The organism is Luteimonas viscosa (assembly GCF_008244685.1).
GTDB lineage: Bacteria > Pseudomonadota > Gammaproteobacteria > Xanthomonadales > Xanthomonadaceae > Luteimonas > Luteimonas viscosa.
In genome coordinates this window covers 502,802-525,080 of record NZ_VTFT01000001.1, presented here as the reverse complement: position 1 = coordinate 525,080, position 22,279 = coordinate 502,802, and the positions used below count along the sequence as shown (strand labels likewise).

Sequence of the window (22,279 nt, the reverse complement as noted above, 5' to 3'; positions counted from 1 at the left end):
GGATCGCCGCGATGCGCTGGTTGCGTTGGATGCTGCTGGCGCTGGTGGTGCTGCTGGGATGGCTGCAGTACCGCCTGTGGCTGGGCAACGGCGGCACCCGCGCGGTGGAGGAACTCGACGCCCGGGTCGTGCAGCAGCGTCGCCAGAACGAGGGCCTGGAGCAGCGCAATGCCGCACTGGCGGCCGAAGTCGCCGACCTGAAGTCGGGCGAAGCGGCCATCGAGGAACGTGCGCGCAACGAACTTGGGATGATCAAGCCGGGCGAGACCTTCTACCGCGTGGTCGACGACGAGCGCGTGCCGCCGCCGGGCATGGCGGCGGATGAGGAAGATGCGGGAGACGCGCCGTGACCACGGATGAGAGCCGGACCGGTGTCTGGGCGATCGTGCCGGCCGCCGGGCGCGGTACGCGCTTCGGTGGCGCGCATCCGAAGCAGTACGCACAGGTCGCAGGCAGTCCGCTGATCCGGCACACGCTCGAGGCGCTGCTGTCGAACCCCGGCGTCCGCGGTGCGGTGGTGGTCTTGGCCGCCGATGATCCGCTCTGGCCCGGATGGGACGAGATCGCCGGAAAGGCGCTGCTGCGCTGCACGGGCGGCGAATCGCGGGCGGACTCGGTGCTGGCCGGCCTTCTCGCGCTGCCCGACGAAGTCCGGGCCGACGATTTCGTGCTGGTGCACGATGCCGCGCGCCCGAACCTGCGACAGGACGACCTGACGGCCTTGATCGAGCGCGGCCGCAACGACCCGGTCGGCGCGATCCTCGCCGCGCCGGTGCGCGACACGCTCAAGCGCGCGGGCAACGACGGCGGCATCGACCGGACCGAGCCGCGCGAACGGCTGTGGCGCGCGCTCACCCCGCAACTGTTCCGGCGCCTGCAGCTGACGCGGGCGCTGGAGGCGGCAAGCGAAGCGGGGATCGCGGTGACCGACGAGGCGATGGCGATGGAGCGCCAGGGCATGAGGCCGCTGCTGGTCGAGGGCGACGAGGACAATTTCAAGATCACGACCGCCAGCGACCTCGCGCGATTCGAGTTCGCGCTGTCGCGGCGCCAGGAGGAGATTCGCGCATGAAGCATGTACAGGCGGTGGTGTTCGCGGTCATGGCGGCGGTGTCGCCGTGGGCGGTCGCGCAGGAAGGGCCGGCCGGACTGGAAGCGTGCGTGGTCGCATCCGCCGGCGCGGACGACAAGCGCACCCTGGTGCAGTGGATGTTCTCGGCGATCGCGCTGCATCCCGACCTCGAGGGCATGGCGCAGGTCAGCCAGGCGCAGCGCGATACCGCCAACCAGGCGATGGGCGCGCTGATGGAGCGGCTGTTGACGGTCGATTGCGCCGCGCAGGCGAAGCAGGCGTTCCGCGAGGGAACGGGCGAAGACGCCTTCCAGCGCGCGTTCGGCCGGGTCGGCGAGATGGCCGGGGAGGGGCTGTTCGCGGATCCGCGCGTGTCGGCGGAGGCCGCCGCCCTGATCCGCCATGTCGACATGAACCGCGTCGTGGAGCTGTTCCTGCCGTGAACGTGCGCATCGGCCAGGGCTACGACGTCCATGCCTTCGGCGAAGGCGACCACGTCATGCTCGGCGGCATCCGCGTGCCGCACGACCGCGGCGTGCTCGCGCACAGCGATGGCGACGTGGTCCTGCACGCCCTGTGCGATGCGATGCTCGGTGCACTCGCGCTTGGCGACATCGGCGCGCATTTCCCGCCGTCGGACCCGCGCTGGAAGGGCGCCGAAAGCCGCACGTTCCTGCGCCGCTGCGACGGCCTGCTGCGCGAGCGCGGCTGGCGCGTGGGCAATGCCGACGTCACCGTGGTCTGCGAGCAGCCGAAGGTGGGCCCGCACGCGCCGGCGATGCGCGCGCTGATCGCCGTCGAGCTCGGGGTCGGCGTCGACGACATCAGCGTCAAGGCCACGACCAGCGAGCGGCTGGGTTTCACCGGTCGCGCCGAAGGCATCGCTGCGCTGGCGGTGTGCCTGCTGGTGCGCGATGGCAGCTGACCGGTCGGGCGCGAAGCCGTCGACGATGGTGAAGGCGCGCCGGCCACCGGCAGTGGGTTGGCGCGCGATCGTCGGGCGCCGTGCGTCTGCATCTGCCAGGCGCATGGAATCGCGGTGACCCTGCCGCGTGCGCATGGGGCGCCGGTCCTGGTGGCACGGTTGCGGCAGGTGCCCGAGGACTTCTTCGTCGAGGAGATCGACGCGTTCGAGGCCGACGGCGCCGGCGAGCACCTGCTGCTGACGCTCGAGAAGCGCGGGCTCAACACCGCGTTCGTCGCGCGGCGCGTCGCACAGTGGGCAGGCGTGCCGGAATCGGCGATCGGCCACGCCGGTCTCAAGGACCGGCATGCACTGACGCGCCAGCGCTTTTCGGTGCAGTTGCCGGGGCGCGCGGATCCGCCGCTCGAGGCGCTGGCGTTCGAGGATGCGGCGAGCGGGGAGGGACTGCGCGTGCTGCAGGCGGTGAGACACGGGCGCAAGCTGCCGCGGGGCGCGCTGGCGGGAAATCGTTTCATCCTGACCCTGCGTGAGGTGCAGGGCCGGCGCGAGATGGTCGAAACGCGCCTGCAGGCGCTCGCCGGGCGCGGCGTGCCCAACTACTTCGGCGAGCAGCGCTTCGGCCGCGACGGCGGCAACCTGGCGCGTGCGCTGGCCATGTTCGCGGGTCGTCGCGTGCGTCGCGAGGAGCGGTCGCTGCTGCTGTCGGCTGCGCGTTCGGAACTGTTCAACCGCGTGCTCGCGCAGCGTGTCGGGCAGGGCAACTGGGATGCTGGCCTGGAAGGCGAGATCTGGATGCTCGATGGCAGTCGCAGCGTGTTCGGCCCCGAACCGTTCGACGCGGGACTGGCGGCGCGTCTGGCGGGCTTCGATATCCACCCGACCGCACCGTTGTGGGGAAAGGGGGAGCCGCGTACGCAGGGAGCGGCGCGTGAACTGGAGGCCTCGGTGCTCGGCGACGAACCGGCGATGCGGCTGCGCGCGGGCCTCGAGGCGGCGGGCCTGCGGCAGGAGCGCCGTGCGACGCGGCTGCGGCCTGGCCAGCTGACCTGGCAGTGGCCGGACGAAGCGACGTTGCGGCTCGGGTTCTCCCTGCCGCCAGGCGCCTACGCGACCAGCGTGCTCGCCGAACTGGGCGAGATGCACGCCGCACCTGCCACCGACCATTCCCCGGAATGACACACCGGACACCTGCGCCACTCCAGTCCGGGCCGATGCGGGTCGCAGGGCCCGGTTTCATGGCGACCCGTAGCCGGGGAAGTTCGCGACCGATCGCGGACACAAGGGAGCCGTGCAGTCGGTCGCGGCGCGCAGAGGCGTCGCCGTTCACTGGATCGACCTGCCGGCAGGCCCGGGCGCGGCGAGCGCCAGGTCCGATCAGGCACCGCGCGGCCTGAGCAGCACCAGCACCGCCCCGGTGCCGCCCTGCGCCGCCGGTGCGGAGTGGAAGGCCAGCACGTCGCCGCGCTGGCGCAGGTGCCGGTCGACCAGGTTCTTCAGGACCGGGACGCCGTCCGAACCCAGCCCCTTGCCGTGGATCACGCGCACGCAGTGCGCGCCGGCGTCGCGCGCGTCGAGCAAGAACCGCCGCAGCAGCACCTCGGCGCCGGCGGCGGTGGCGTGGTGCAGGTCCAGTTCGTCCTGCGCCGCGTAGCGGCCCTGCGACAGGCGCTTGAGCACGTGCGCGGGCACGTCGTCTCGGCGATGGCGCAGGGTGTCGCCGGATTCCACCGGCGCGGTGCCGATCAGGCGCAGGAACTCGCCCTTCGCCTCGGCCTCGTCCAGTTCGGCCATGCGCGTGCCGGGCCGCGGCCTGGGGCGCGCGGGCGGCGCCTCCACCTGCGGCAGTTCGCGCACCGGGCCGATCGCGTCGCGGAACAGCGCCGCATCGTCCTCGTCCGGCGGTGGGCGGTGCTTGGTCATGATCGCAAGTATGCCGCGATCCCGCGTTCCGGTCCGGATCGCATCGCGCATCCGGTATCATGCGCCGACGACATCCGCGGCAAGGGTCAATCCAGAGGTTCATGCGCGTACTGGTCAGCAACGATGACGGCGTCGATGCCCCCGGCATCCGCATCCTGGCGCAGGGGCTGCGCGATGCCGGCCACGAGGTCCTGATCGTCGCCCCCGACCGCGACCGCTCCGGCGCCAGCAATTCGCTGACCCTGGACATGCCGCTGCGCGTGCAGCAGCTGGAGGATGCCGTCTGGCGCGTGTACGGCACTCCCACCGACTGCGTGCACGTGGCCATCACCGGGATGTTCGAGCAGGAACCCGATCTCGTCGTTTCCGGCATCAACAACACCGCCAACCTCGGCGACGACGTGATCTATTCCGGTACCGTGGCCGCGGCGATGGAAGGCCGCTTCCTCGGCCTGCCGGCGATCGCGATGTCGCTGGCGACGGTCAACCACGACGGCCGCCACTACGAGACCGCGGCACGCGCGGCGGTGGAGATCGTCGAGCGCCTGAAGGGCGACCCGCTGCCCGCCGACACCATCCTCAACGTCAACGTGCCCGACCGTGCCTGGAACGAGATCGCCGGCTTCGAGGTCACGCGCCTGGGCAACCGCCATCGCGCCGAGCCCTGCACGAAGCAGGAGGACCCGCGCGGCCGTACCTGGTGGTGGATCGGCGCGGCGGGTCCGGAGATGGACGCCGGCCCCGGCACCGATTTCCACGCGGTGCGCTACGGGCACATCTCGATCACCCCGATCCATGTCGACCTCACGCGCTACCAGGCGCTCGAGCAGGTGTCGAGCTGGGTCGGCAGTCTCGCGGCGGAACTGAAGGAGCCGCGGGAGTGATGACGCCGCGACTTCGCCTGCAGCCCGAGGCGATCGGCCTGGGCATGACCTCGCAGCGCGTGCGCGACCGCCTGATCGAACGCCTGCGCGGCAATGGCATCGCGGACGAACGCGTGCTCAACGCGATCCGCACCGTGCCGCGGCACCTGTTCGTCGACGAGGCGCTGGCCACCCGCGCCTACGAGGACACCGCGCTGCCGATCGGCCACGGCCAGACCATCTCGCAGCCGTGGGTGGTGGCGCGCATGACCGAGGCCCTGTTCGCGGAAGGCCATACGCCCTCGCGGGTGCTGGAAGTCGGCACCGGCTCCGGCTACCAGGCCACCGTGCTCGCCGCGCTGGGCCTGGAAGTGCATACCGTGGAGCGGATCGGCGACCTGCTGCGCGTGGCGCGCAAGCGCTTCCGCTCGCTCGGCCTCAATGTGCGCAGCAAGCACGACGACGGCCGCGTCGGCTGGCCCGAGAACGGCCCCTACGACGGCATCCTGGTCACCGCGGGTGCGCCGGCCCTGGTGGAGGCCCTGACCGGGCAGCTCGCGCCCGGCGGCGTTCTGGTGGCGCCCGTGGGTGCCGCAAGTGCGCAGCAACTGCTGATGCTGCGCAGGGAAGCGGACGGCACCATCGCGCGTCGCGACCTCGGACCCGTGGTGTTCGTCCCGTTGCTGTCGGGCACCATCGACTGAGGCGATGGCGATGACCGATGCCAGGGCCGCGTCCGGCGGCGACGACGCAAGCCTCGGCGCGCAGATCGCCGGCATGATCGCGCGCCTGCCGCCCGACCACGTCACGCTCGGCGAACTGCTCGAGCTGTTCGGCGACGAAGGCCTGCTGCTGCTGTGCATCCTGCTGACCCTGGTGTTCCTGATCCCGGTGTCGATCCCCGGCGTCAGCACGGTCTTCGGCGCGGCGATCCTGCTGGTGGGCATGAGCCGGCTGCTGGGTCGCCAGCTCTGGCTGCCGTCACGCGTGCGCCACCGCCGGCTGCCTTCGGACCGGTTGCGGCCCGGACTGGCCGGCGGGCTACGCTGGGTGCAGCGGTTCGAGAAGCTGAGCCGACCGCATCGCCTGGCCGTGCTGGTCGACGGGCGCGCCCAGGACATCGTCAACAACCTCGCCTTCATCCTCGCGGCCCTCCTGTTGATGGCGCCGTTCGGATTCGTACCGTTCAGCAATACGCTGCCGGCGCTGGCGTTGCTCGCGTACGCGATCGGCTTCATCCAGCGCGACGGTGGCGCGGTACTGCTCGGCCATCTCGCCAACCTGGGGACGATGGTGTACTTCAGCGTGCTGATCGGCGGCGGCGGACTGGTGGCGCAGGAACTGTTCAAGCGGTTCACGGCATGATCGGCATCGGCGCGGACACGGGGGCAGCGGTGGATCGGGAAGCAAGGAACAACACGCGGCGCGGAATCACGCGGCTGCGCGCGCCCGCGGCCGCGCTGCTGGCGCTGCTGCTGGTGACCGGCTGCAGCAGCAAGGTGGTGCGCACCCAGGGCGGGGGATCGGTGCCCAAGGTGTCCACTCCGAAGCCGGGCGCCAGCGTCGTGGTCAGGCGCGGCGACACCCTGTACCGGCTGGCCGTCAACAACGGCATCAGCCCGATGGACCTGGCCCTGTGGAACGGCGTATCGCCGCCCTACACGATCTATCCGGGACAGCGGTTGCGACTGTATCCGGGCACCGGGAGCGGGTCGCGATCGGCCACGCGATCCTCGGGCACGACGCAGCGACCCGCCGTGCGCCCGACCCAGGCGCCACCGCAACCTTCGGCGCCGCCACCCTCCAGCAGCCGTCTGGGCTGGCGCTGGCCGACCGATGGCCAGATCCTCAACCGCTTCGCAGCGGGCGATGCCACGCGGCAGGGGATCGACATCGCCGGCAGGAGCGGCCAGGCGGTGCGTGCGGCTGCCGATGGCGTGGTGGTGTATTCGGGTTCCGGCCTGGTGGGCTATGGCGAACTGGTGATCGTCAAGCACGACGAACAGTGGCTGTCGGCCTACGGCCACAACCGCACCCGCCTCGTGAACGAGGGCGCGCGGGTGTCCGCGGGCCAGCAGATCGCGGAGATGGGCAGCACCGGTGCCGCGCGCGAGATGTTGCACTTCGAGATCCGCTACAACGGCAAGCCGGTCGATCCGCTGCAGCACCTGCCGCGTCGCTGAACAGGACGAACCGGGCAGCGGTTCCCGGTTCAGGTAGGGTCGCCGGCCCCGGTCGTCCCGATGATGAAACCGGCGGCCACGCGCCGCCCCTCCCCGGCCAGCACGTTGAAGGTGCGCGCCGCCGCGGCGTTGGTCATCGCCTCCAGCCCGATCCCCCGCGTCAGGCACGCCGCGAGTACGTCCTGCGGGGGGAAGGCCTGGGTCTCGCCGCAGCCGAGCAGGACCAGTTCCGGCTGCAGGGCGAACAGGGGTTCGAGGTCGCCCACGCGGAGGGTGAGCGCGTCGGTCACCGGCCAGTGCTCGAGCAGCCGGTCGGGCGCGACGATGAAGCTGGCGTCCAGCCGCCGGTCGTTGACCCGCGCGCCGCGGCCGTCCGCACCGCGCAGGAAGAACTCGAAATCGGGTTGTTCGTGGACCAGTTGCATCCTGCTCGGGGCGCTAGGCCCGCGGAAGCACGATCTGGCGCTTGTCCCTCGACGGCCGGTACAGCACCGCGACATGGCCGATCCGCTGCACCAGGGCGGCGCCGCTGCGTTGCGCGAGCTGACCGATCAACAGGTCCCGCTCTTCGCGGTCGGCGGCGGCGACCTTGATCTTGATCAGTTCGTGGTGCTCGAGTGCGCCATCGATCTCGGCGACCACCGCGTCGGTCACGCCCTTGCCTCCCACCTGCAGCATCGCCTTGAGTTCATGCGCCTGGCCGCGCAGGAAGCGGTTCTGGGCGGCGGTCAGGGCGATCGACATCGGGTGCTGGGCGGGGTGAAGGACTGGGGCGCAGGGTATCATGCCGCCCCGCAACCTCTTTCCGGGGGCGCCGTGCCCCCGCAACCGCACTGGCCGCCTCCACCCGACCCTCCCCACGGAGGAGGGGGATGAACCCATGGCCACCCGCAGCAAGAGCAGCCAGCGCTGGCTGAAGGAACACTTCTCCGATCCCTTCGTGAAGAAGGCCCAGGCCGAGGGCCTGCGTTCGCGCGCGGCCTTCAAGCTCGAGGAACTGGTCGAGCGCGACCGCCTGCTCAAACCCGGCATGGTCGTGGTCGACCTCGGCGCGGCACCCGGCGGCTGGTCGCAATGGATCCGCCAGGAGCTCGACCGGCTCGATCCGGCGAGGCCGGGGCGGGTGCTGGCCCTGGACATCCTGGAGATGCCGCCGCTGGCCGGGGTCGAGTTCCTTCATGGCGATTTCAGGGAGGATGCGGTCTTATCCGGGCTTGAGACGATGCTGGCCGGCCAGGCCGTGGACCTTGTGTTGTCGGACATGGCCCCCAACAAGAGTGGTGTGGAGGCGGTCGACCAGCCGCGAGCGATGTACCTGTCCGAACTGGCGATGGACTTCGCCGACCGCCACCTGAAGCCCGGCGGCACGTTCCTGATCAAGCTGTTCCAGGGCACCGGTTTCGACGATTTCGTACGCGAGCTTCGCAGGCGTTACGCGAAGGTCGCGATCCGCAAGCCCGCCGCCTCGCGAAGGCGTTCGCCTGAAGTCTATGCGCTGGCGCAGGGCAAGCTGGCGGCAATCAAGTAGCATGACCCCATTGGAGTCCCGGAAATCCCGATGAATGACCTGGTGAAGAACCTCCTGCTGTGGGCGATGGTCGCCGTGGTGCTGATGCTGGTGTTCAACAGCTTCAACCCGGGCACCGGCGCGACCAGCGAAGTGCGCTACTCGCAATTCATGGAGCAGGTGCGTCGCGACCAGATCCAGTCGGTGAAGATCGCCGAGGACGAGAAGACGGTCGAGTTCGTCACCAAGGGCGGCGAGAGCGGCACGGTGATCGCGCCGCGTCGCGACGAAGGCATGATGGACGACCTGATCAACCACAAGGTCGAGATCCAGGCGGCGCCGCCGTCGACCGGCCCGTCGTTCATCTACATCCTCATCAACCTGCTGCCGGTGGCGCTGATCATCGGCTTCTGGTTCTTCATGATGCGGCAGATGCAGCAGGGCGGCGGCAAGGGCGCGATGTCGTTCGGCAAGTCGCGCGCGAAGCTGCTCAACGAGGACCAGACCAAGGTCACCTTCGCCGACGTCGCCGGTTGCGACGAGGCCAAGGAGGAGGTCTCCGAACTGGTCGAGTTCCTGCGCGACCCGTCGCGCTTCCAGAAGCTCGGCGGCAAGATCCCGCGCGGCGTGCTGATGGTAGGTCCGCCCGGCACCGGCAAGACGCTGCTGGCCAAGGCCATCGCCGGCGAGGCCAAGGTGCCGTTCTTCTCGATCTCCGGTTCGGACTTCGTCGAGATGTTCGTCGGCGTCGGCGCCAGCCGCGTGCGCGACATGTTCGAGCAGGCCAAGAAGCACGCGCCGTGCATCATCTTCATCGACGAGATCGACGCGGTCGGCCGGCATCGCGGCGCGGGCCTGGGCGGCGGCCACGACGAGCGCGAGCAGACCCTGAACCAGTTGCTGGTGGAGATGGACGGCTTCGAGGGCGGCGAGGGCGTGATCGTGATCGCCGCGACCAACCGTCCCGACGTGCTCGACCCCGCGCTGCTGCGCCCGGGCCGCTTCGACCGCCAGGTGGTGGTCGGCCTGCCGGACGTGAAGGGCCGCGAGCAGATCCTGCGCGTGCACATGCGCAAGGTGCCGCTGGCCGACAACGTCGAACCGCTGGTGATCGCGCGCGGCACGCCCGGCTTCTCCGGCGCGGACCTGGCCAACCTCGTGAACGAGGCGGCGCTGTTCGCCGCGCGCGAGAACGGCAAGGACGTGCGCATGGACCACTTCGACAAGGCGCGCGACAAGATCCTGATGGGTGCCGAGCGCCGCTCGATGGCGATGAGCGAGGAGGAGAAGACCCTCACCGCCTACCACGAAGCCGGCCATGCCATCGTCGGCCGCCTGGTGCCCGAGCACGACCCGGTCTACAAGGTCACCATCATCCCGCGCGGCCGCGCCCTGGGCGTGACCATGTACCTGCCCGAGGGCGACAAGTACAGCTACAACCGCACCACGATCGAATCGCAGCTGTGCTCGCTGTATGGCGGGCGCGTGGCCGAGGAGCTGGTGTTCGGCGCCAACAAGGTCACCACCGGTGCGTCCAACGACATCGAGCGCGCGACCAAGATGGCGCGCAACATGGTCACCAAGTGGGGCCTTTCGGACGAGATGGGGCCGATCGCCTACAGCGAGGACGAGGACGAGGTGTTCCTCGGCCGTTCGGTGACCCAGCACAAGAGCGTGTCCGACGACACCGCGCGCAGGATCGACGAGGTGGTGCGCGGCATCCTCGACAAGGCTTATGGCCGTACCACCGAGATCCTGACCGGCAACCTCGACAAGCTGCATGCGATGGCGAAGCTGCTGCTCGAGTACGAGACCATCGACGTGCCGCAGATCGACGCGATCATGGAAGGCCGCGACCCGCCGCCGCCGATGGGCTGGATCGAGTCGGGCAAGGGCGGTGGCAAGGGTGGCGACGGCGATTCCCGGCCGCTGCCCCCGATCGGCGGGCCGGCCGAGCAGACCTGAGCCCGGTTTCGAGGCCCGGCTGCGGCCTGGCGTCCGCCAATGGCTTTGCGAAAGCGCCGGGGAACCGGCGTTTTCGCGTTATGCCGGATGGCATGCGCTCCCGGCACGAGGTGGGGTTCGGGAGCACAGCTCCCGGGTCCCCGCGCGTAGCGACGATCGAGCTGACGTGACTGGCAGGCTGGAGCGAACGGAACCCGCCAATCGACTGAACGTCGCCTCCCATCGTGCTATCGCGAGCGAAGCGAGGGATCCGTTTGGCGCGGCCCAGGCTGGATCCCTCGCTGCACTCGGGATGACAACCCGATAGGCTGCCTCCGATTCCCGATTCCCGATTCCCGATTCCCGATTCCCGATTCCCGATTCCCGATTCCCGATTCCCGATTCCCGATTCCCGGTTCCCGGTTCCCGGTTCCCAGTCCCCAATCCCCAATCCCCAATCCCCAATCCCCAATCCCCAATGTTCGACACCGCTCCCCAGCTCGACTGCGCCGGCCGCATCCTCCGCCTCGACCGCACCCGGGTCATGGGCATCGTCAACGTCACGCCCGATTCTTTCTCCGATGGCGGTGCGCATGCGACCGTCGACGCGGCGGTGGCGCATGGCCTGAGGCTGGCGGAGGAGGGCGCGGACCTGCTCGACGTCGGTGGCGAGTCCACGCGTCCCGGGGCCGTCGAAGTCCCGGTTGCGGAAGAACTGGAGCGGGTGGTGCCGGTGATCGAACGCCTGGCGCGTGAAACCGGGCTGCCGGTCAGCGTCGATACCTCGAAGCCGGAAGTGATGCGTGCGGCGGTCGACGCGGGTGCCGCGATGATCAACGACGTGTACGCGCTTCGCCGCGAAGGTGCGCTCGACATGGCGGCGTCGCTCGCGGTGCCGGTGGCGCTGGTGCACATGCTCGGCGAGCCGCGCTCGATGCAGGACGCGCCGGAATACGACGACGTGGTCGGCGAGGTCCATCGCTTCCTCACCGAGCGCGTGTTCGCGCTGGAGATGGCGGGGATCGCGAAGAAGCGCATCGTGGTCGACCCCGGGTTCGGCTTCGGCAAGCACGCCGCGCACAACCTGCAACTGCTGGCGCAACTCGAGCGCTTCACCGAGCTCGGCGTGCCGGTCCTGGCCGGGTTGTCGCGCAAGCGCACGATCGGCGAGCTGACCGGCCGCGATGATCCGCAGGCGCGGGTGCACGGCTCGGTCGCCGCGCACCTGCTGGCGGCGCAGCGCGGCGCCCGGATCGTGCGGGTGCACGACGTCGCTGCGACCGTGGATGCACTGAAGGTGTGGCAGGCGGTCGCGGCGGTCGTCATGCCACGCAGGGATGTGCAGGCGCCGTCGATCCGCTGGCCCGACGAGATCTGAACACGCAGTGCGGTAGACAGGCGGCAGGACGGGTAGACGGAGAACCACCATGGCAACCGGCTGGGCAGGCGATGGCGCGGTGCAGGACCAGATCGACGCGACCGTGAAGGACGGCATCAAGCGGGCGCGCAGCCAGTTGCCGCAGGGCCCGGGCCGCTCGCATTGCGAGGAATGCGATGCGCCGATCCCGGAGGCGCGCCGCAAGGCGATGCCCGGCGTGCGCCTGTGCATCGCGTGCCAGGAAGCGGAGGAACACGATGGGGAATCGCACGCCGGCTACAACCGCCGCGGCAGCAAGGACAGCCAGCTGCGTTGAACCGGTTGCGTTGAACCGGCCCTACAACCCCTTGCGTCGCAGGCGGTCGAGCTTGGCCTGGTAGCGCTCGCTGGTGCCGTCGCTTGCGAGCGACTGTGCGCGGCGCAGGGCGTCGCCCGCCTTGCGGAAGTCGCCCAGGTGCAGGTAGGCGCGCGCAAGGCCGTAATGGAACCGGTGCTCGCCGTCGTACAGCCCGATCGCGCGCCGGTAGCGCTTTGCCGCGGCGGTGTAATCGCCCTGCTTCTCGTCGTCGAGTGCGAGCATGAAGTAGTGGAACGGGTTGCGCTGGCGTGCCCGCTCGATCCGCTTGCGGTATTCGTGCTCGCGCTGCCGGTCGCCACGCGCGGCGTACAGCGACGCGAGGTTCATCATCGCGCCGTCGTGCGAACTGTCGAGCTCCAGGGTCTTCAGGAAGTGCTGTTCGGCCTGATCCGGCCTGCCCTCGCGCAGGGCCAGCACGCCGGCGTTGTTCCAGGCGGCGGCATAGCGTTCGTCCGCGCGCAGCGCAGACGCCATGTACGTCGCCGCCTCCTCCAGCCTGCCTTCGGTCAGCAACGATGCGGCGCGGTTGCTGTGGAAGATCGCCAGCAGGCGTTCGTCATCGACCTGTTTCGGGGGTTCCGCGGTCAGTACGCTGTCACTGGCGACGTCCACGGAGTAGCGCTGCCTGTGGATCTGGACGCCCGTGTTGACGTGGTTGCTGAAGTAGAGGGTGTCTCCCTCGCTGTACCAGGACAGCGTCCTGGAGATCTCCTGGCCGTAGGCATCGAGTCCGGCCGCGCGCGCCAGCGCGATCGTCATCAGGGTGAAGCTCAGGCAGTTTCCCTTGCGGGACTGCCAGGCCTCGGCGACTGTGAAGTTGCCGTCGTGCTGGTAACGCATGCCGAGCCCTTCGGGATCGAACATGAAACGCACCAGACGCGACAGGCGCTGGTGGTCCGATCCACCGTCCGCCACCACCTGTTCGTGCAATGCCTGCCGCAATGCGGCCGGGATGGCGAAGATTTCCTCCGCCGATGGGGGAGCTGGCGGATCGGGCACCGGCGGCGGCGCGGGTGCGGGCGCGATCGCGGGCGCCAGGGTCAGGGCCGCGCCAAGAAGCCATGCGAACATGTCGTGGGTCTCCCACGTCGAACTGCTGGCGCCAGTCTACGCCTCTCCCCCGGTGCCGTTTGCCGTGCTGCGGGTTCAGGTTCGGCTTCCCGACGGACGGAGTCGAAGCGCGAAGGGCGGCGCGGCGCCGTGTTCGCAGGCCCACGGGAGCGCGGTCAGTTCAGCAATTGCAGCCCGAGGATCGCTCCCAGCACCGCGGCCAGGACCCCATAGTCGCCGCGCTCGTCGCGATGGCCGTAGCGATTGCGGCCGTGGTAGCCGTCCTCGTAGCCGTGCCGGAATCCCTGGCGGAAATAGTGGGCGTACTGGTCATGGGCGATGTAGTGGCCGTCGTAGCCGTAGCTCGCATCGAGGTAGCCATAGCTGCCGCGGGCGTCGTAGCGCCAGCCGTCCTCGCGGTCGGCGCGACCCGCACGCATGCCTTCGGCGTAGCCGTAGTGGACGGCCCGGCGCATCAGGTCCGCGCCGTAGCGGTTGGTCTGGTGCCAGCGACCCCCGTAGGTGTAACGGTAGCTGGCCGGCGTGGAGTAGTACGGGTCGCGCCCGTAGTCGTACCGGCTGGCACGCCAGCGTCGCTGCTGTTCGTGCAGCCGGGCGTGGTACTGCTGCTGGTAGCGGTACTGGGCCATGCGGCGTTGTTGCTGCAGCATGCGGGCGCGCTCGGCGCTGCGCTGCCCGGCGATGCCTTGCTGGCGCTCGCGATCGCGCCGGAACTGTTCGGCGCGCCGGCGATCGGCCTCGATGCGCGCCTCCTGCCGGGCGCGATCGAGGCGCTGGGTGGCGTCGCGGCTGTCGGGTCGCCGCTGGCGCTGCGCCGGGCCAGCGGTCTCGCGACGGGGCTGTTGCAGGCGTTCGCGTTGCTGTCGCTCGCGCAGGGCCCGGGCATCGTCGCGCCGGGCCTGGTCGCGCTGCGCCTGCACCCGGCGCGCGTCGCCGCCGGTAGCGCGTCGCTCGGGTCCGGCCTGCATCCGCTGCACGCGGTTCTCGTTGTGGCGCTGCTGTTCGCGCTGCGTCGACTGCGCCCGTTGCCGCCGCGCCGCGTCTTCGCGTTGGCGGGAAGCTTCGCGCTGGTGCCGCGCCTGCTCGATGCGCGCGCGCGCCTGCTGCTGTGCCTGCTGTTCACGACGTGGGACGAGCCCGGTGGGAGGGCGATCGGCCTGTTCGCGTACCCGAGCCTGCGGCCGCGTGGAGACCCTGCGCTGCGGCTGCGGGCGATCTGCGCGATTCGCCGCCGGCGGACGCTGCTGCGCCTGCGGGCGCTGCGCACGGATTCGGTCGGCGTCGTCGCGTCGCGAGGGGGCGTCCGCGCGACGCGGTTCCTGGCGGGCCTGCCGCGGATCGTCGCGATCGCGTCGTGCGTCCTGTGCGCCGGCGGGAAGCGCCGTGGCCAGTGCCATGCCGATCGCCAGCGTGGCGCCGAAGATGCGGAGGGAAGAATCGAAGTGCCTCATGGTGCTGCCCCTGCCGACGCCCTGGTCGGAACATCACCAGTGTCGATCGCGACGATGAACGCATTCTGAGGGTCGCGGGCCCCGGTTCACCGGCGGGACGGGTAACCGGTTCCAGTTGAATCGCGACCCGGTTTCGCCATCGGGCGCCGTCAACGCGCCGCGTGCGCAGGCGTTTGGCGCGCGCCTGGGTGTAGTCTTCCGCGCGTGTCGGGTACCAGGCGGGAGCATGACGCAAGAAGACGACAGACGGCGCGAGGAAGATGCCGCCGTCCCGGTCCGGGCGTCCGCCAGCGACGCACGCGATGCGGTCCCTCGCAAGCCGGTGGTCCGGCGCGGCTGGTTCCACACCGACCTGCAGTTCGAGGGCGGGGTGTCGCAGAGCCGGATGCGCACGTTCCGTCCCGGCCACCTGCAGGTCGACTACACGCGCACGATGATGGCCGGCCTGCTCTGGCAGCCGCAGCCCGCGCTGATCGGAATGATCGGGCTCGGCGGCGGTTCGCAGGCCAAGTTCTGCCACCGGCACCTGCCAGGCGCACGGGTGGAGGTGGCCGAGAACAACCCGCACGTGCTCGACCTGCGCCGCACCTTCCGGGTACCGCCCGACGACGAGCGCCTGCAGGTGCTGCTCGCGGACGGTGCGCGGTTCGTCCGCGAACGCCGCGGCCGGTTCGACATCCTGCTGGTCGATGGCTACGACGAGAGCGGGATTCCCGCGGCCCTGTCCAGCCAGCGCTTCTACGACGACTGCCGCGATGCGCTCGTGCCCGGCGGCGTCATGGCCGGCAACCTGTACGCGACCGATTTCGCCACCCATGTCGACAGGCTGCGGCGAAGCTTCGGTGGCGACCGGGTGTGGATCCTGGAGGAAAAGCGCCAGAGCAACCGCGTGGCGTTCGCGTGGAAGGGCGACCCCTTCCAGGACGGTCGCATCGACCTGCCGGCGATCGTGGCGAAGCTGCCGCGCCGCGTGGCGCGCGAACTGGCGGAAGTCTTTTCCCGGGTCGCGCGCGCCTGGCACGAGCGTTGAGCCCGACGGCCCGCGCTTGCCATCGCGGCTTGTGCGGGCGAAAGTTTCCGGATCATGACTGCATGGGGAGCCTGGATGCGCGATCCGATCTTGTGGGCCGTCGGCCTGTCGTTGCTGTTGCTCGGGCTGGGATCGCCAGCCGTGGCCGCCGATGGCGGCATGACGCTGGAGCAGATCGCGAAGACGCGGACGGTCACCCGGGCCGCCATCGGCCCGGATGGCCGTCACGTGGCCTACGTGCTGTCGGTACCGCGCGAAATAGGTAAAGGCGACGACGGTCCGGCCTGGGCCGAGCTGCACGTCGCCTCGCGCGAGGGTACGAGCCGTGGCTTCGTCACCGGCAAGGTGAACGTGACCGGCGTGGACTGGCTGCCGGACGGACGTGCGCTGGCCTACCTCGCCAAGCGCCAGGGCGACGACACCCGCACGCTGTACCGCATCCCGGTGGACGGCGGCGAATCGGTCGCGATCGCGAAGCTCGAGTCCGACATCACCGCCTTCAGCCTGTCGCCGGACGGTCGCCGCGTTGCGTTGCTGGCCACCGAGCCGGAGAGCGATGAGCTCAAGGCGCTGAAGAAGAAGGGCTTCAGCCAGAAAGTCCATGAGGAAGACTGGCGTCCGGTACAGGTGTGGATCGCCGGGATCGGCGAGGATGCGCCGGAACCGCGCCTGCTCGAGCTCGAGGGCAGCGTGCAGGCCGTGCGATGGAGTCCCGCCGGCGACCGGCTGGCGCTGCTGGTCGCGCCCCGGCAGTTGACCGACGACACGCTGGTCTTCACCCGCCTGCGCATCGTTACCCCGGAGGGCAGGGAGTTGGGCCGGGTGGAGAATCCCGGCAAGATCGGCGGCCTGTCGTGGAGCCCGGACGGCGCGAACCTGGCCTTCATCTCGGCGCAGGACGAGCACGACGCGCAGCAGGGGCGGCTGTTCGTGGTCGGCCGCGACGGCGGCGCCTGGCGCGACCTTTTGCCGGACCTCCCGGGCCACGTGGTGGACGTGGAGTGGCGCGACGCGGGCACCGTGCAGTTCATCAGCTGGGAAGGCGTGCAGGCGCGGCTGGGCGAGGTCGGCGTCGATGGTGGTGTTCAACGCACCCTGCTGGCGGCAGAGGGGCCGGTGTGGTCCGGATTCAATCGATCGAACGGGGGAGACATCGCCCTGGTCGGCAGCACGCCGCAGCATCCGTCCGAGGCGTTCCTGCTGCCTGCGGGCACGGCCGCTCCGCGGAAACTGACCGACAGCAATCCCTGGCTGGAGGACGTTCGCCTCGCGCGTCAGGAAGTGATCCGCTACCGGGCGCGCGACGGCCTCGAGATCGAGGGGCTGCTGGTGCATCCGCTGGAACGCCGTGACGATGCGCGCGTGCCGCTGATCGTGGTGGTGCATGGTGGCCCGGAATCGCACTACGTCAACGGCTGGTTGACGGCCTATTCCCAGCCGTTGCAGCACGCCGCCGCGCGGGGCTACGCGTTGTTCCTGCCCAACTATCGCAGCAGCACCGGGCGCGGCGTCGAGTTCTCGAAGAAGGGCTTCGGTCGCCCCGGCATGGAGGAGTTCGACGACGTGGTCGACGGAGTGGACCATCTCGTCGGGCTCGGCCTGGTGGACAGGGACAGGGTCGGCATCACCGGCGGTTCCTACGGCGGCTATGCCAGCGCGTGGGGCGCGACCTACTACAGCGAGCGCTTCGCGGCCTCGGTGATGTTCGTCGGCATCTCCGACCAGGCCAGCCTGGTCACCACCGGCGACATCCCCTGGGAACAGCACCTGGTGCACATGGGCACCTGGCCCTGGGAAGATCCGGAACTGTTCCGCAAGACCAGTCCGGTCACCTACGCGCGGCAGTCGAAGACCCCGACCCTGATCCTGCATGGCGAGGCCGATCCGCGGGTGCCGGTGATGCAGTCCTACATGTTCTATCGCCATCTCAAGCTGGCCGGGCAGGCGCCGGTGCGGCTGGTGCTGTACCCGGGCGAGGGTCACGGCAATGCGCGGGCCGCTTCGCGCTACGACTATTCGCTGCGGCTGATGCGGTGGATGGACCACTACCTCAAGGGCCCGGGCGGCGAGCCGCCGCCGTACGAGGTCGAGTACGCATTGCCGGAAGCGGCGGGCGGGAAGTGAGGGCGCGCATCGCAGCTGGCGGGGACGCCGCCCGATGAGCGTGGCCGCGGCGGCGAGCGCCGCAGCTCCCGGCGCGCGCGCGGACAAGCGCCGGGTCCTGTTCGCCAGCCTGATCGGCACCACGATCGAGTTCTTCGATTTCTACATCTACGCCACCGCGGCGGTGCTGGTGTTTCCGCACCTGTTCTTCCCGCCCGGAGATCCGGCCGCGGCGACGCTGCAGTCGTTCGCCACCTTCGCCCTGGCGTTCATCGCAAGGCCGTTCGGGTCGGCCCTGTTCGGCCATTTCGGCGACCGTATCGGTCGCAAGGCGACCCTGGTCGCTGCGCTGCTGACGATGGGCATCTCCACGGTGTTGATCGGCCTGCTGCCGACCTACGCCCAGGTCGGCGTCGCCGCACCGCTGCTGCTGGCGCTGTGCCGGCTCGGGCAGGGCGTGGGACTGGGCGGCGAGTGGGGCGGGGCGGTACTGCTGGCGACCGAGAACGCGCCGCCGGGCAAGCGCGCGTGGTACGGCATGTTCCCGCAGCTCGGCGCGCCGATCGGCTTCCTGCTGTCGACCGGCGTGTTCCTGGCGCTCACGCACTACATGAGCGACGAGGCGTTCCTTGCCTGGGGCTGGCGCATTCCGTTCCTGACCAGTGCGGTGCTGGTGCTGGTCGGGCTGTGGGTGCGGCTGCGGATCACCGAGACGCCGGCTTTCCAGCAGGCGCTCGACCGGGACGAGCGGGTCCGGCTGCCGATGGTCACGGTCGTGCGCGACTTCCCCGGGCGGCTGGTCGCCGGCACCCTGGCGCTGGTGGCGACCTTCGTGCTGTTCTACCTGATGACGGTGTTCGCGCTGAGCTGGGGCACCTCGAAGCTGGGTTATTCGCGCGAGCATTTCCTTCTGTTGCAGATGCTGGGCGTGCTGTTCTTCGCCGTCACCATTCCGCTGGCGGCGCTGTATGCGGACCGCTTCGGCCGGCGCCACGCGATGATCGCCGCGACGATATTGATCATCGCGTTCGGCTTCGCGTTCGCGCCGCTGCTCGAATCGGGCAGCGACTGGGGCGTGCTGGCCTTCCTCGGGCTGGGACTGGGCGCGATGGGCCTGACCTACGGACCCTGTGGGACGATCCTGGCCGAGATGTTCCCCACCGCGGTGCGTTACACCGGCGCCTCGCTGGCATTCAACCTGGCCGGCATCCTCGGTGCCTCGCCGGCGCCGTACATCGCGACCATGCTCGGCGAACGCTTCGGGCTGGCGTCGGTGGGCTGGTACCTGTCGGCGATGGGGGGACTCACGCTGCTGGCGCTGCTCACGCTGCGTCGGCAGCCGTCGGACAGGTAGTGCGATGCGTCGCGGTGGGCGTGTCGATCGGGAACCGCACGGCCAGCGGATAGCGCGCTCTGCGGCGGCGGGTGCAACCGGGTAGCCCGGGTAAGCGAAGCGCACCCGGTGAACGGTGATCGTGTTTTCCAAGCACGCACTGCCATGGATGCGGCCTTTCCACGCCCGACCCACTAGACTGGCCGACATCCGACGAACGATCTCCGGAGCAAAACGGGCATGAAGGGCTGGGCATTGCTGGGCATCGTGGCGGCGGTCGTGATCGGCGCGCTGCTGCCGCTGCAGGCGCTGGTGAACGCACGCCTGGGCGCGCTCACGCAGGGCGCGCTGTATGCCTCGTTCGTCTCGTTCCTGGTGGGCACCTGCCTGTTGGGACTGGTGCTCCTCGTCACGCGCACGCCGTTCCTCCCGGCCGTGCCGGTGGGCGCGCTGCCGGCGTGGATCTGGGTCGGGGGCGCGATCGGCGCGGTGTTCGTGTTCGCGGCCACCTGGCTGGTGCCGACGCTCGGCGCGGGTGCGATGATCTGCCTGGTCGTGCTCGGCCAGGTGGTGTCCTCGCTGGTGCTCGACCATTTCGGCGTGCTCGGAACGGCGCGGCCGGCGGATTTCGTGCGCGTGCTCGGCGCGCTGCTGGTGATCGTGGGCGCGGCGCTGGTGGTGCGTCCCTGGCAACCGGGCTGACGGCGCACGTGGTCACGCTGCCGCCGGGACAGCTCGAGGCGCTCGAAGCCGCGTACGCGGATCCACCGCGCGCCTACCACGATTTCGGACATGTGCGCGAAGTGCTGCGCCACTATGATGCCGTCGCAACTGGTCCGGGCTGGGTACAGCCCGACGAGGTGCGGCTGGCGGTGCTGTACCACGACGCGGTGTACGAGGCCGGTCGCCGCGACAACGAGGCGCGCTCGGCACGGTTCGCGGTCGACGAGATCGCGCGCTGGCTGCCGGATGCGGGCATCGAATCCGGACGCGTGGCCGAACTGATCGAACTCACCGCGCGTCACGGCCAGTTCGGTCCGCACGATTTCGGCAAGACCGCGGTCGCGGCCGATACCTGCCATTTCCTCGATTGCGACATGGCGATCCTCGGCGCCGGGCCGGACGTGTTCGACGCCTACGACCGCGCCATCGCCGCCGAATACCGCGGCCACGTCCCCGACTGGCTGTTCCGGATCAACCGGCGCCGCTTCCTCAAGTCGCTGCTGGCCAGGCCGCGGATCTACCTCAGCGAGTTCTTCCACGAACGCCTGGACGCCCCCGCCCGCGCCAACCTGCGCCGGGCGATCACCAGCAAGCGTTGAACGGCGCCTGCGTCCCGCCGCAGGCGGGGCCTGCGGTCGTCGCTGGCCCGGGTGCCTCGCGTGCATCGTGCGGTGCGTCGACCGGCTGGCGTGGTCCGGACCCATGATCGGGCTATGATCCGGCCCATGGCGAAACTGCTGCTCAACCTGCGCCACGTGCCCGATGACGAGGCCGACGACGTCCGCGCCTTGCTCGCGGCCGCGCGGATCGACTTCTACGAGACCCGCCCCGGCCCGCTCGGGATCTCCGCTGGCGGTATCTGGGTCCGCAACGACGACGATGTGCCCGAGGCGAAGCGGCGGATGGCCGACTATCAGCGCGAGCGCGTGGTGCGGGTGCGCGCGGAGCACGCCCAGGCAAGACGCGAGGGCACCGCCGAAACATTCGCCGACCTCGTGCGTGCGCAACCGCTGCGCGTGCTGGTGATCGTGGTCGCGATCGCGCTGCTGCTCGGGCTGATGGCGTTGCCCGCTTACCTGATCGGGCGCTGATCGATGGCGTCCATGGCGCGGGGCGGCCTCGTCCGAGGCATCGGTCGGGGCAGCATGGTCGCGCTGTTCATCAACTCCGTGATCGGTGCCGGCATCTTCGGCCTGCCCTCGCGCGTGCACGAACTGCTGGGCCCGTACGCGCTGCTGGCCTATGTCGCCTGCGCGCTGCTGGTGCTGCTGGTGGTGCTGTGCTTCGCCGAGGTCGGCAGCCGTTTCGAGGACACCGGTGGCCCTTACCTGTACGCGCGCACCGCGTTCGGTCCGTTCGTGGGCTTCCAGGTCGGCTGGCTGGTGTGGTTGACGCGGGTCACTGCGTTCGCCGCGCTGTGCAACCTGCTGATCGACTATCTCGCGCATCCCTGGCCGGCGCTGGCCTCGGGAGGCGGACGCATCGCGGTCGCCACGCTGGCGACCGTGGTGATCGCGGCGGTGAACATCCGCGGCGTGCGCACCGCGGCGATCGTCGCCAACGTGTTCACCGTCGGCAAGCTGGTGCCGCTGGTGCTGTTCGTCGCGATCGGCCTGTTCTTCGTCGAGCCGGCGCGCTACGTGCCGGCCTCGACCCCGGCACCGATGGAGTTCACCGCCGCGATCCTGCTGCTGGTGTTCGCGTTCACCGGTTTCGAGACCGCGACCGTGCCTGCCGGCGAGGTGCGGGAGCCGCGGCGTACCCTGCCATTCGCGATCCTGGCGTCGATGGCGGTGATCGTGCCGCTGTACCTGCTGATCCAGGCCGTGGCGATCGGCACGCTGCCCGGTCTCGCGGATTCGACCACGCCGCTGGCCGATGCCGCCGGCAGTTTCGCCGGGAGCCTGGGTGCGAGCGTGATCGTGCTGGGCGCGGTGGTGTCGATCTCCGGTACGTTGAACGGGCTGGTGCTGGCCGCGCCGCGCATCCTCTACGCGATGGCCGAGCAGGGCCAGTTGCCGGCCGCGTTCGCGCGCACGCATGCGCGCTACCGCACGCCGTACCTTGCGATCGGGCTGACCGCCGCGTGCATGCTGGTGCTGACCTTGTCCGGCTCGTTCCTCACCGCGGTGGCGCTGAGCACGATCACGCGGCTGCTGGCGTACGCCGCCACCTGCCTGGCGGTGCCGGTGCTGCGGCGGCGCGAAGGCGCGGGTGTGGCAGCCGCGGCCTTCACGGTGCCGGCCGGGACGTGGGTGGCGGGCGTCGCCATGCTGGTGATCGCGTGGCTGGTGCTGCACGCGGGTGTCGGAGAGCTGCGCAACGTGGGGATCGCGATGGCCGTCGGCGCCCTGCTGATGTGGCTTGCAGGGCGCGCGCGGCGTGCCCCTGCCTCGCCCGCATGACTTTCGGCATGCC

Annotated in this window: 26 protein-coding genes; 21 read left to right on the top strand and 5 right to left on the bottom strand. The window is 70.2% G+C overall.

Annotated features, from left to right (window positions below):
• The first annotated feature begins 11 nt into the window (after nucleotides 1-11).
• From ftsB to truD, 5 genes are all read left to right on the top strand, one after another.
• Nucleotides 12-350 carry a cell division protein FtsB gene (gene ftsB / locus FZO89_RS02460; protein WP_149101775.1) on the top strand — a complete coding sequence of 113 codons (339 nt, stop codon included), beginning with the start codon at nucleotides 12-14 and terminating at the stop codon, nucleotides 348-350.
• Nucleotides 347-1,072, top strand: a complete 726-nt coding sequence (ispD, locus tag FZO89_RS02455; RefSeq protein WP_149101774.1) for a 2-C-methyl-D-erythritol 4-phosphate cytidylyltransferase — start codon at nucleotides 347-349, stop codon at nucleotides 1,070-1,072. Before ftsB ends, ispD begins: the two co-directional genes overlap by 4 nt.
• The gene (locus FZO89_RS02450) at nucleotides 1,069-1,515 is read left to right on the top strand and encodes a hypothetical protein (protein ID WP_149101773.1); all 447 of its coding nucleotides are present in this window, start codon (nucleotides 1,069-1,071) and stop codon (nucleotides 1,513-1,515) included. The genes ispD and FZO89_RS02450 overlap by 4 nt, the downstream gene beginning before the upstream one ends.
• Nucleotides 1,512-1,997 carry a 2-C-methyl-D-erythritol 2,4-cyclodiphosphate synthase gene (gene ispF, locus FZO89_RS02445; protein ID WP_149101772.1) on the top strand — a complete coding sequence of 162 codons (486 nt, stop codon included), beginning with the start codon at nucleotides 1,512-1,514 and terminating at the stop codon, nucleotides 1,995-1,997. Before FZO89_RS02450 ends, ispF begins: the two co-directional genes overlap by 4 nt.
• A 114-nt stretch (nucleotides 1,998-2,111) precedes the next feature.
• A complete protein-coding gene (truD, locus tag FZO89_RS02440; RefSeq protein WP_149101771.1) occupies nucleotides 2,112-3,173 on the top strand; it encodes a tRNA pseudouridine(13) synthase TruD in 1,062 nt (353 codons plus the stop codon).
• Between the two features lie 198 nt (nucleotides 3,174-3,371).
• Here the strand turns inward: truD and FZO89_RS02435 are convergent, their stop codons facing one another.
• Nucleotides 3,372-3,917, bottom strand: coding sequence for a Smr/MutS family protein (locus tag FZO89_RS02435; RefSeq protein WP_149101770.1), 546 nt, complete (start codon nucleotides 3,915-3,917; stop codon nucleotides 3,372-3,374).
• Between the two features lie 101 nt (nucleotides 3,918-4,018).
• On the opposite strand from FZO89_RS02435, the gene surE reads away from it, so the two are divergent.
• The 4 genes from surE to FZO89_RS02415 are packed head-to-tail and all read left to right on the top strand — an operon-like array spanning nucleotide 4,019 to nucleotide 6,963.
• Nucleotides 4,019-4,801 carry a 5'/3'-nucleotidase SurE gene (gene surE / locus FZO89_RS02430; protein ID WP_149101769.1) on the top strand — a complete coding sequence of 261 codons (783 nt, stop codon included), beginning with the start codon at nucleotides 4,019-4,021 and terminating at the stop codon, nucleotides 4,799-4,801.
• Nucleotides 4,801-5,484, top strand: coding sequence for a protein-L-isoaspartate(D-aspartate) O-methyltransferase (locus FZO89_RS02425; protein ID WP_149101768.1), 684 nt, complete (start codon nucleotides 4,801-4,803; stop codon nucleotides 5,482-5,484). Before surE ends, FZO89_RS02425 begins: the two co-directional genes overlap by 1 nt.
• A 10-nt stretch (nucleotides 5,485-5,494) precedes the next feature.
• Nucleotides 5,495-6,145 carry an exopolysaccharide biosynthesis protein gene (locus FZO89_RS02420; RefSeq protein ID WP_149101767.1) on the top strand — a complete coding sequence of 217 codons (651 nt, stop codon included), beginning with the start codon at nucleotides 5,495-5,497 and terminating at the stop codon, nucleotides 6,143-6,145.
• Nucleotides 6,142-6,963 carry a peptidoglycan DD-metalloendopeptidase family protein gene (locus FZO89_RS02415; RefSeq protein ID WP_149101766.1) on the top strand — a complete coding sequence of 274 codons (822 nt, stop codon included), beginning with the start codon at nucleotides 6,142-6,144 and terminating at the stop codon, nucleotides 6,961-6,963. Before FZO89_RS02420 ends, FZO89_RS02415 begins: the two co-directional genes overlap by 4 nt.
• A gap of 29 nt (nucleotides 6,964-6,992) precedes the next feature.
• Here FZO89_RS02415 and FZO89_RS02410 read toward each other — a convergent pair whose 3' ends face one another.
• On the bottom strand, nucleotides 6,993-7,388 hold the full coding sequence (locus FZO89_RS02410) for an Mth938-like domain-containing protein (RefSeq protein ID WP_149101765.1): 396 nt from the start codon (nucleotides 7,386-7,388) through the stop codon (nucleotides 6,993-6,995).
• 13 nt (nucleotides 7,389-7,401) lie between these two features.
• Complete coding sequence (gene yhbY, locus FZO89_RS02405; protein WP_149101764.1) at nucleotides 7,402-7,707, bottom strand: ribosome assembly RNA-binding protein YhbY; 306 nt, start codon at nucleotides 7,705-7,707, stop codon at nucleotides 7,402-7,404.
• 136 nt (nucleotides 7,708-7,843) lie between these two features.
• Here yhbY and rlmE point away from each other — a divergent pair, with 136 nt between their 5' ends.
• From rlmE to FZO89_RS02380, 4 genes are all read left to right on the top strand, one after another.
• The gene (gene rlmE / locus FZO89_RS02400; protein WP_149101763.1) at nucleotides 7,844-8,491 is read left to right on the top strand and encodes a 23S rRNA (uridine(2552)-2'-O)-methyltransferase RlmE; all 648 of its coding nucleotides are present in this window, start codon (nucleotides 7,844-7,846) and stop codon (nucleotides 8,489-8,491) included.
• Nucleotides 8,492-8,521: 30 nt separating this feature from the next.
• The gene (gene ftsH / locus FZO89_RS02395) at nucleotides 8,522-10,435 is read left to right on the top strand and encodes an ATP-dependent zinc metalloprotease FtsH (protein WP_187471010.1); all 1,914 of its coding nucleotides are present in this window, start codon (nucleotides 8,522-8,524) and stop codon (nucleotides 10,433-10,435) included.
• 457 nt (nucleotides 10,436-10,892) lie between these two features.
• Nucleotides 10,893-11,792, top strand: a complete 900-nt coding sequence (folP, locus tag FZO89_RS02385; protein ID WP_149101761.1) for a dihydropteroate synthase — start codon at nucleotides 10,893-10,895, stop codon at nucleotides 11,790-11,792.
• Nucleotides 11,793-11,841: 49 nt separating this feature from the next.
• Nucleotides 11,842-12,108, top strand: a complete 267-nt coding sequence (locus FZO89_RS02380) for a DksA/TraR family C4-type zinc finger protein (RefSeq protein WP_149101760.1) — start codon at nucleotides 11,842-11,844, stop codon at nucleotides 12,106-12,108.
• Between the two features lie 21 nt (nucleotides 12,109-12,129).
• Here the strand turns inward: FZO89_RS02380 and FZO89_RS02375 are convergent, their stop codons facing one another.
• Nucleotides 12,130-13,221, bottom strand: a complete 1,092-nt coding sequence (locus tag FZO89_RS02375) for a tetratricopeptide repeat protein (protein WP_149101759.1) — start codon at nucleotides 13,219-13,221, stop codon at nucleotides 12,130-12,132.
• 155 nt (nucleotides 13,222-13,376) lie between these two features.
• Complete coding sequence (locus FZO89_RS18630; protein ID WP_222928075.1) at nucleotides 13,377-14,198, bottom strand: hypothetical protein; 822 nt, start codon at nucleotides 14,196-14,198, stop codon at nucleotides 13,377-13,379.
• A gap of 12 nt (nucleotides 14,199-14,210) precedes the next feature.
• Here FZO89_RS18630 and FZO89_RS18625 point away from each other — a divergent pair, with 12 nt between their 5' ends.
• The 8 genes from FZO89_RS18625 (at nucleotide 14,211) to FZO89_RS02330 (ending at nucleotide 22,266) form a co-directional block, all read left to right on the top strand.
• The gene (locus tag FZO89_RS18625) at nucleotides 14,211-14,741 is read left to right on the top strand and encodes a hypothetical protein (protein WP_222928074.1); all 531 of its coding nucleotides are present in this window, start codon (nucleotides 14,211-14,213) and stop codon (nucleotides 14,739-14,741) included.
• A gap of 157 nt (nucleotides 14,742-14,898) precedes the next feature.
• Nucleotides 14,899-15,702 (top strand): spermine/spermidine synthase domain-containing protein, encoded by an 804-nt coding sequence (locus tag FZO89_RS02360; protein WP_149101756.1) that lies wholly within the window; start codon nucleotides 14,899-14,901, stop codon nucleotides 15,700-15,702.
• Between the two features lie 75 nt (nucleotides 15,703-15,777).
• Nucleotides 15,778-17,826 (top strand): S9 family peptidase, encoded by a 2,049-nt coding sequence (locus FZO89_RS02355; protein WP_187471009.1) that lies wholly within the window; start codon nucleotides 15,778-15,780, stop codon nucleotides 17,824-17,826.
• Nucleotides 17,827-17,860: 34 nt separating this feature from the next.
• Nucleotides 17,861-19,159, top strand: a complete 1,299-nt coding sequence (locus FZO89_RS02350) for an MFS transporter (RefSeq protein WP_149101754.1) — start codon at nucleotides 17,861-17,863, stop codon at nucleotides 19,157-19,159.
• A 219-nt stretch (nucleotides 19,160-19,378) separates the two neighbouring features.
• A complete protein-coding gene (locus FZO89_RS02345) occupies nucleotides 19,379-19,840 on the top strand; it encodes a DMT family transporter (RefSeq protein WP_149101753.1) in 462 nt (153 codons plus the stop codon).
• Nucleotides 19,837-20,460 carry an HD domain-containing protein gene (locus FZO89_RS02340; protein ID WP_149103996.1) on the top strand — a complete coding sequence of 208 codons (624 nt, stop codon included), beginning with the start codon at nucleotides 19,837-19,839 and terminating at the stop codon, nucleotides 20,458-20,460. Before FZO89_RS02345 ends, FZO89_RS02340 begins: the two co-directional genes overlap by 4 nt.
• A 126-nt stretch (nucleotides 20,461-20,586) precedes the next feature.
• Complete coding sequence (locus FZO89_RS02335; RefSeq protein WP_149101752.1) at nucleotides 20,587-20,952, top strand: DUF6164 family protein; 366 nt, start codon at nucleotides 20,587-20,589, stop codon at nucleotides 20,950-20,952.
• 54 nt (nucleotides 20,953-21,006) lie between these two features.
• The gene (locus FZO89_RS02330; protein ID WP_187471008.1) at nucleotides 21,007-22,266 is read left to right on the top strand and encodes an APC family permease; all 1,260 of its coding nucleotides are present in this window, start codon (nucleotides 21,007-21,009) and stop codon (nucleotides 22,264-22,266) included.
• Nucleotides 22,267-22,279 lie beyond the last annotated feature (13 nt).

Excerpts from the sequence above, each read along its gene's own strand:
- ftsB (WP_149101775.1), top strand. The coding sequence starts at position 12 with ATGCGCTGGTTGCGTTGGATGCTGCTGGCGCTGGTGGTGCTGCTGGGA.
- FZO89_RS02450 (WP_149101773.1), top strand. The coding sequence starts at position 1,069 with ATGAAGCATGTACAGGCGGTGGTGTTCGCGGTCATGGCGGCGGTGTCG.
- FZO89_RS02435 (WP_149101770.1), bottom strand. The coding sequence starts at position 3,917 with ATGACCAAGCACCGCCCACCGCCGGACGAGGACGATGCGGCGCTGTTC.
- surE (WP_149101769.1), top strand. The coding sequence starts at position 4,019 with ATGCGCGTACTGGTCAGCAACGATGACGGCGTCGATGCCCCCGGCATC.
- FZO89_RS02425 (WP_149101768.1), top strand. The coding sequence starts at position 4,801 with ATGACGCCGCGACTTCGCCTGCAGCCCGAGGCGATCGGCCTGGGCATG.
- FZO89_RS02420 (WP_149101767.1), top strand. The coding sequence starts at position 5,495 with ATGACCGATGCCAGGGCCGCGTCCGGCGGCGACGACGCAAGCCTCGGC.
- FZO89_RS02415 (WP_149101766.1), top strand. The coding sequence starts at position 6,142 with ATGATCGGCATCGGCGCGGACACGGGGGCAGCGGTGGATCGGGAAGCA.
- FZO89_RS02410 (WP_149101765.1), bottom strand. The coding sequence starts at position 7,388 with ATGCAACTGGTCCACGAACAACCCGATTTCGAGTTCTTCCTGCGCGGT.
- yhbY (WP_149101764.1), bottom strand. The coding sequence starts at position 7,707 with ATGTCGATCGCCCTGACCGCCGCCCAGAACCGCTTCCTGCGCGGCCAG.
- rlmE (WP_149101763.1), top strand. The coding sequence starts at position 7,844 with ATGGCCACCCGCAGCAAGAGCAGCCAGCGCTGGCTGAAGGAACACTTC.
- ftsH (WP_187471010.1), top strand. The coding sequence starts at position 8,522 with ATGAATGACCTGGTGAAGAACCTCCTGCTGTGGGCGATGGTCGCCGTG.
- folP (WP_149101761.1), top strand. The coding sequence starts at position 10,893 with ATGTTCGACACCGCTCCCCAGCTCGACTGCGCCGGCCGCATCCTCCGC.
- FZO89_RS02380 (WP_149101760.1), top strand. The coding sequence starts at position 11,842 with ATGGCAACCGGCTGGGCAGGCGATGGCGCGGTGCAGGACCAGATCGAC.
- FZO89_RS02375 (WP_149101759.1), bottom strand. The coding sequence starts at position 13,221 with ATGTTCGCATGGCTTCTTGGCGCGGCCCTGACCCTGGCGCCCGCGATC.
- FZO89_RS02360 (WP_149101756.1), top strand. The coding sequence starts at position 14,899 with ATGACGCAAGAAGACGACAGACGGCGCGAGGAAGATGCCGCCGTCCCG.
- FZO89_RS02355 (WP_187471009.1), top strand. The coding sequence starts at position 15,778 with ATGCGCGATCCGATCTTGTGGGCCGTCGGCCTGTCGTTGCTGTTGCTC.
- FZO89_RS02350 (WP_149101754.1), top strand. The coding sequence starts at position 17,861 with ATGAGCGTGGCCGCGGCGGCGAGCGCCGCAGCTCCCGGCGCGCGCGCG.
- FZO89_RS02345 (WP_149101753.1), top strand. The coding sequence starts at position 19,379 with ATGAAGGGCTGGGCATTGCTGGGCATCGTGGCGGCGGTCGTGATCGGC.
- FZO89_RS02335 (WP_149101752.1), top strand. The coding sequence starts at position 20,587 with ATGGCGAAACTGCTGCTCAACCTGCGCCACGTGCCCGATGACGAGGCC.
- FZO89_RS02330 (WP_187471008.1), top strand. The coding sequence starts at position 21,007 with ATGGTCGCGCTGTTCATCAACTCCGTGATCGGTGCCGGCATCTTCGGC.